Below are 5,963 nucleotides of genomic sequence, written 5' to 3'. Positions count from 1 at the left end.
TGGGGTCGTTTCAGAATTCGGAAAATAAAGCACGCTAAGGCGTAGTCACCCCGTGACCACCCTCCACCGACACTGCGAGGTTCGTTCCGTCTTGCAGTGACGCAATCAACGGGCAGGAAACATTTCCTGCCCGCGCATGGCATGCGCACATCAACTCAGACAGCACGGCCTCCATGCGCGCCAGGTCAGCCATTTTCTCGCGCACGTCCTTGAGCTTGTGCTCGGCCAGACTGCTGGCTTCCTCGCAATGGGTGCCATCCTCCAGCCGCAGCAGTTCGGCGATTTCATCCAGACTGAAGCCCAGCCGCTGGGCTGATTTCACGAACCGCACGCGCGCCACATCGGCGTCACCGTAACGGCGGATGCCGCCATAGGGCTTCTCCGGCTCAGGCAGCAAGCCCTTGCGTTGGTAGAACCGGATGGTTTCCACATTGACCCCGGCCGCCTTGGCGAATACGCCGATAGTCAGATTCTCCAAATTGTTTTCCATATCGTTTGACTCCGTACATGACTACGGAAATAAGCTTAAGCCATTTGGAATACGTTTGCCATTGCTCTTTTCTAAGTCGAGGAACCATGAATATGAATATATCGACCGAATCGCGACTGGAACTCAAAGCGGCGGTGACGCGTGCGCAGCAGAAGCTGGCGGACGAGTTTCCGTTGCAGGCACGGATCGAAGACGCGCATCCCACGCTGCAGTCGACCTATGCCAGGATTCTCGGTCATTGGATACGCGAAGCAGCACCGCCCGCAGCGGGGATTGGGTCGCAGGCGGTGCTCGACGCGCTGTGCGCGATGGATGCCATCGTCATCGGCGAGCAAGGCATCGGCTGCTATCCCTTCAGCGCTCGCCAGACTGAAATCCACGTTCATTTCGCCGGCAAGAGTGTCCATGCCATGTGCGCGATCGATGCGCTCGCGATTCCACGCATGGTGCGGCACGCCGCGCGCATCATAGCTCGGTGCGTGGTTTGCCGCTGCCACCTCGCCTGCTCGCTGGCGGCGAACGGCAGTGTCGAGAAGGAACATCAGAATCCGGAGGCCGCACGCGTCGTCTGGGAATCCGGTGCGGGAGAAGGACAAGCATGCTGCAACAGCTTATGCGCCAATATCAATTTTGTCTGCCGGCATTGCACGACTTCCCCAGGCGCACTCACCTTTTCTTTGCCACAAGCGGCTGCCGTGGGCAATGCCTTTTTCGCGTTCCAGAGGAGGCTGCTTGGCCACTATTCCACATGACGAGGCATGCGAACGGCCATCTGTGCCCGATGCGCGAAGGATGGCGGGGTGCGTTTTCGCTGCCGTGCACGCAGGACGAAAAATTGTTTCGCATATGGCTTGACTCTGTACCTGACTACGGAAGTAAGCTTAAGCTATTCAATTCAGCTTTGAAAGGACAAGCGTATGTCTGAACCTCAAAACGGGCGCGGGGCGCTCTTCACTGGAGGGCTAGCCGCCATTCTTGCCTCGGCCTGCTGCCTGGGGCCGCTGGTGCTGATCGCCCTGGGGTTCAGCGGCGCTTGGATCGGCAACTTGACGGTGCTGGAACCCTATCGCCCGATCTTCATCGGCGCAGCGTTGGTGGCGCTGTTCTTCGCCTGGCGGCGCATCTACCGCCCGGCGCAAGCCTGCAAACCGGGTGAGGTCTGCGCGATTCCCCAAGTGCGAACTACTTACAAGTTCATCTTTTGGGGCGTCGCCGCGTTGGTATTGGTCGCGCTCGGATTTCCCTACGTCATGCCATTTTTCTATTAATCACAGGAGTTCGTCATGAAAAAACTGTTTGCCTCCCTGTTGCTTGCTGCCGCCATCGTTCCCGCCTGGGCCGCCGTGCAAACCGTTACCCTGTCGGTGCCGGGCATGACCTGCGCCGCCTGCCCGATTACCGTCAAGAAGGCGATTTTCAAGGTCGAAGGCGTCAGCAAAGTTGACGTGACCTTCGAGACACGTGAAGCGGTTGTCACGTTCGATGATGCCAAGACCAGCGTGCAGAAACTGACCAAGGCCACCGGAGACGCGGGCTATCCGTCCTCAGTTAAGCGTTGAGCCGCGAGGAGGCACTGCGATGTCCTTAATCACACGAGTGACCGACAAGGCCGGTTCCCTCGGCAGCGTCGTTTCTGCGATGGGCTGCGCCACCTGCTTTCCCGCCATCGCCAGCCTGGGCGCAGCGATCGGGCTGGGCTTCCTGAGTCAGTACGAAGGGCTGTTCATTCGCATCCTGCTGCCGACGTTCGCCGGCATCGCGCTATTTGCCAATGCGATCAGTTGGCGCAATCATCGGCAGTGGCGACGGACTGCGCCCGGCGTGATCGGCCCTGTCCTGGTGCTGGCAGCGGTGTTTTTGATGCGGGCTTACGGCTGGCGGAGCGGTTGGCTGCTGTATATCGGCCTGGCCTTCATGGTCGGGGTATCGATTTGGGATTTCATCTCGCCAGCAAAGCCCTGCTGTGGCCCGGACGGCTGCGAACTGCCACCAAAACGCGGATGACGGCATTGGCCGTCACCGAAGTAAATAAAAGGAATTGATTCATGACCACCTTAAAGATCACCGGAATGACCTGCGATTCGTGCGCTGTGCACGTCAAGGACGCGTTGGAGAAAGTGCCGGGCGTGCAGTCGGCAGTCGTGTCCTACCCGAAGGGCACCGCGCAACTCGCCACCGAGCCCGGCACCTCGCCGGATGCGCTGGCCGCCGCCGTGGCCGGCCTCGGCTACAAGGCCACGCTCGCCGATGCCCCATCCACTTCAGTGCGGGGCGGATTGCTTGGCAAGGCGCTGGGATGGCTGGGCGGTGGCGACAAGGCTGGCGGTGATGGGGGTGGACTGCACATCGCCGTTATCGGCAGCGGTGGCGCCGCGATGGCTGCGGCGCTGAAAGCCGTCGAGCAAGGCGCGCACGTCACGCTGATCGAGCGCGGGACCATCGGCGGCACCTGCGTCAATGTCGGCTGTGTGCCGTCCAAGATCATGATCCGCGCCGCCCACCTCGCCCATCTGCGCCGGGAAAGCCCGTTCGATGGCGGCATGCCACCCACACCGCCGACGATCCTGCGCGAGCGGCTGCTGGCCCAGCAGCAGGCCCGTGTCGATGAACTGCGCCACGCCAAGTATGAAGGCATTCTGGATGGCACTCCAGCCATCACCGTTCTGCACGGTGAAGCGCATTTCAAGGACGCCCAGAGCCTTGCTGTCCGTTTGAACGAAGGCAGCGAGCGCGTGGTGGTATTCGACCGCTGCCTGATCGCCACGGGCGCCAGCCCGGCCGTGCCGCCGATTCCCGGCTTGAAAGAGTCACCCTACTGGACTTCGACCGAGGCCCTGGTCAGCGACACCATTCCCGAACGCCTGGCCGTGATCGGCTCGTCGGTGGTGGCGCTGGAACTGGCGCAAGCCTTTGCCCGACTGGGCAGCCAGGTGACGATCCTGGCGCGCAACACCTTGTTCTTCCGCGAAGACCCGGCCATCGGCGAGGCCGTCACCGACGCTTTCCGTGCCGAAGGGATCACGGTGCTGGAACACACGCAAGCCAGCCAGGTCGCCCATGTGGACGGCGAATTCGTGCTGACCACGGGGTACGGTGAAATACGCGCCGACAAACTGCTGATCGCCACCGGGCGGACACCGAACACGCGCAGCCTGGCACTGGACGCGGCGGGGGTCACCATCAATGCGCAAGGGGCCATCGTCATCGACAAGGGCATGCGCACGAGTAGCCCGAACATCTACGCGGCCGGCGACTGCACCGACCAGCCTCAGTTCGTCTATGTGGCGGCAGCGGCCGGCACCCGTGCCGCGATCAACATGACGGGCGGAGACGCGGCCCTCGACCTGACCGCGATGCCGGCCGTGGTGTTTACCGATCCGCAAGTGGCGACCGTGGGCTACAGCGAAGCGGAAGCGCATCACGACGGGATCGAGACCGACAGTCGCACCTTGACCTTGGACAACGTGCCGCGTGCGCTTGCCAACTTCGACACACGCGGCTTCATCAAGCTCGTCATCGAGGAAGGTAGCGGACGGCTCATCGGCGTGCAGGCGGTCGCGCCGGAAGCGGGCGAACTGATCCAGACGGCGGTCCTGGCAATTCGTAACCGCATGACGGTGCAGGAACTGGCCGACCAGTTGTTCCCCTACCTGACGATGGTCGAGGGGTTGAAGCTCGCGGCGCAGACCTTCAGCAAGGACGTGAAGCAGCTTTCGTGCTGCGCCGGTTGAGAAAAAGGAGGTGTTCAATGAACGCCTACACAGTATCCCGACTGGCCCTTGATGCCGGGGTGAGCGTGCATATCGTGCGCGACTATCTGCTGCGCGGATTGCTGCGCCCGGTGGCGTGCACCCCAGGCGGCTACGGCCTGTTTGACGATGCCGCCTTGCAACGGCTGTGCTTCGTGCGGGCTGCTTTCGAGGCGGGCATCGGCCTGAATGCGCTGGCGCGGCTGTGCCGGGCGCTGGATGCTGCGGACGCCGATGAAGCGGCCTCGCAACTTGCCGAGCTGCGCCAGTTCGTCGAACGTCGGCGCGAGGCGTTGGCTGACCTGGAAGTGCAGTTGGCAACCATGCCGACCGAGTCGGCACAGCACGCTGAAAGTCTGCCATGAACAACCCCGAGCGCTTGCCATCCGAGACACACAAACCGTTCACCGGCTATCTGTGGGGCGCGCTGGCCGTGCTCACCTGTCCCTGCCATTTGCCGATTCTCGCCGTTGTGCTCGCGGGGACGACGGCCGGCGCGTTCATCGGGGAGCACTGGGGTATTGCAGCCCTCACGCTGACTGGCTTGTTTGTCCTGTCTGTAACGCGGCTGCTGCGGGCCTTCAGAGGTCGATCATGAGTGCTTCCCAGCCAATTGAATGGACAGTGGCGCAACTGGCGCAGGCGGTCGAGCGTGGGCAGCTTGAATTGCACTACCAGCCGATTGTCGATTTGCGCAGTGACCAGATTGTCGGCGCGGAAGCCCTGTTGCGCTGGCGTCATCCGACGCTCGGAATGTTGCCGCCGGGCCAGTTCCTGCCCGTGGTCGAATCGTCCGGCCTGATGCCGGAAATCGGCGCGTGGGTGCTGGGCGAAGCCTGCCACCAGGTGCGCGACTGGAGGATGCTGGCATGGCGACCGTTCCGGCTGGCCGTCAATGTTTCGGCGAGCCAGGTGGGACCAGACTTCGACGGGTGGGTAAAGGGCGTGCTGGCCGATGCCGAGTTGCCCGCCGAGTATCTTGAAATTGAGCTGACCGAATCGGTCGCGTTCGGTGATCCGGCGATCTTCCCCGCCCTGGAAGCTTTGCGACAGATCGGTGTGCGCTTCGCCGCCGATGACTTCGGGACGGGTTATTCCAGTCTGCAACACCTGAAGTGCTGCCCCATCAGCACGCTCAAGATCGACCAATCGTTTGTCGCCGGACTCGCCAACGACCACCGCGACCAGACCATCGTGCACACCGTGATCCAGCTTGCGCATGGGCTGGGCATGGATGTGGTGGCCGAAGGCGTGGAAGCATCGGCGAGTCTTGAGCTGTTGCGACAAGCGGACTGCGACGCAGGACAAGGCTTTCTGTTCGCCAAACCGATGCCGGCGGCGGCATTCGCTGCCTTCGTCAGTCAATGGAAGGGTGCCACCATGAATGCAAGTAATCCGACCGCCACCAGTTGCTGCGTGTGCTGTAAGGAAATTCCGCTCGATGCCGCCTTCACGCCGGAAGGTGCGGAATACGTCGAACACTTCTGTGGGTTGGAGTGTTATCGGCGCTTCCAGGCGCGCGCCAAGGCAGGGAACGAAACCAGCGCCGATCCAAACGCCTGCGACTTGCCGCCGTCAGATTGAAGCATACCCTAACTTGGCGTCAGACCATCCGGCGCTAAATCGTCAGAATAGAGTTGCCTTCCGAATTGATTGACATACGCCGTCAAGGGTCATAGATTTCTTCCTGACACATTTCCCTCAGGAGGATACCTTGCACGGTC

General features: G+C 61.8%; 9 protein-coding genes. 8 read left to right on the top strand and 1 reads right to left on the bottom strand.

What is annotated here, in order from left to right; translation table 11 throughout:
• Positions 1-34: 34 nt before the first annotated feature.
• Positions 35-490, bottom strand: coding sequence for an Hg(II)-responsive transcriptional regulator (gene merR, locus WD006_RS29095; protein ID WP_035884598.1), 456 nt, complete (start codon positions 488-490; stop codon positions 35-37).
• Positions 491-582: 92 nt separating this feature from the next.
• On the opposite strand from merR, the gene WD006_RS29090 reads away from it, so the two are divergent.
• The 8 genes from WD006_RS29090 (at position 583) to WD006_RS29055 (ending at position 5,823) form a co-directional block, all read left to right on the top strand.
• Positions 583-1,242, top strand: a complete 660-nt coding sequence (locus WD006_RS29090) for an organomercurial lyase MerB (RefSeq protein WP_032489134.1) — start codon at positions 583-585, stop codon at positions 1,240-1,242.
• A 165-nt stretch (positions 1,243-1,407) separates the two neighbouring features.
• Positions 1,408-1,758, top strand: a complete 351-nt coding sequence (locus tag WD006_RS29085) for a mercuric transport protein MerT (RefSeq protein WP_032489135.1) — start codon at positions 1,408-1,410, stop codon at positions 1,756-1,758.
• Positions 1,759-1,773: 15 nt separating this feature from the next.
• Entirely contained in the window at positions 1,774-2,049 is a 276-nt protein-coding gene (gene merP / locus WD006_RS29080) for a mercury resistance system periplasmic binding protein MerP (protein ID WP_375199099.1), read from the top strand.
• A gap of 19 nt (positions 2,050-2,068) precedes the next feature.
• Positions 2,069-2,494 carry an organomercurial transporter MerC gene (gene merC / locus WD006_RS29075; protein ID WP_035884597.1) on the top strand — a complete coding sequence of 142 codons (426 nt, stop codon included), beginning with the start codon at positions 2,069-2,071 and terminating at the stop codon, positions 2,492-2,494.
• A gap of 41 nt (positions 2,495-2,535) precedes the next feature.
• Positions 2,536-4,221 (top strand): mercury(II) reductase, encoded by a 1,686-nt coding sequence (gene merA, locus WD006_RS29070; protein ID WP_035884596.1) that lies wholly within the window; start codon positions 2,536-2,538, stop codon positions 4,219-4,221.
• 17 nt (positions 4,222-4,238) lie between these two features.
• Positions 4,239-4,604 (top strand): mercury resistance co-regulator MerD, encoded by a 366-nt coding sequence (gene merD, locus WD006_RS29065; RefSeq protein WP_035884595.1) that lies wholly within the window; start codon positions 4,239-4,241, stop codon positions 4,602-4,604.
• Positions 4,601-4,837, top strand: coding sequence for a broad-spectrum mercury transporter MerE (merE, locus tag WD006_RS29060; RefSeq protein ID WP_035884594.1), 237 nt, complete (start codon positions 4,601-4,603; stop codon positions 4,835-4,837). The genes merD and merE overlap by 4 nt, the downstream gene beginning before the upstream one ends.
• A gap of 26 nt (positions 4,838-4,863) precedes the next feature.
• A complete protein-coding gene (locus WD006_RS29055) occupies positions 4,864-5,823 on the top strand; it encodes a DUF3330 domain-containing protein (protein WP_425648356.1) in 960 nt (319 codons plus the stop codon).
• Positions 5,824-5,963: the final 140 nt, after the last annotated feature.

It is taken from the genome of Cupriavidus sp. Met-2, assembly GCF_049843575.1.
Taxonomy (GTDB): Bacteria; Pseudomonadota; Gammaproteobacteria; order Burkholderiales; family Burkholderiaceae; genus Cupriavidus; species Cupriavidus metallidurans.
The sequence above is the reverse complement of the archived record's forward strand: the minus strand, read 5'-3'. Positions and strand labels throughout refer to the sequence as shown.

Bases quoted from the DNA above. Each gene is read 5' to 3' on its own strand.
- WD006_RS29085 (WP_032489135.1), top strand. From the start codon at position 1,408: ATGTCTGAACCTCAAAACGGGCGCGGGGCGCTCTTCACTGGAGGGCTA.
- merC (WP_035884597.1), top strand. From the start codon at position 2,069: ATGTCCTTAATCACACGAGTGACCGACAAGGCCGGTTCCCTCGGCAGC.
- merR (WP_035884598.1), bottom strand. From the start codon at position 490: ATGGAAAACAATTTGGAGAATCTGACTATCGGCGTATTCGCCAAGGCG.
- merD (WP_035884595.1), top strand. From the start codon at position 4,239: ATGAACGCCTACACAGTATCCCGACTGGCCCTTGATGCCGGGGTGAGC.
- WD006_RS29090 (WP_032489134.1), top strand. From the start codon at position 583: ATGAATATATCGACCGAATCGCGACTGGAACTCAAAGCGGCGGTGACG.
- merA (WP_035884596.1), top strand. From the start codon at position 2,536: ATGACCACCTTAAAGATCACCGGAATGACCTGCGATTCGTGCGCTGTG.
- merE (WP_035884594.1), top strand. From the start codon at position 4,601: ATGAACAACCCCGAGCGCTTGCCATCCGAGACACACAAACCGTTCACC.
- merP (WP_375199099.1), top strand. From the start codon at position 1,774: ATGAAAAAACTGTTTGCCTCCCTGTTGCTTGCTGCCGCCATCGTTCCC.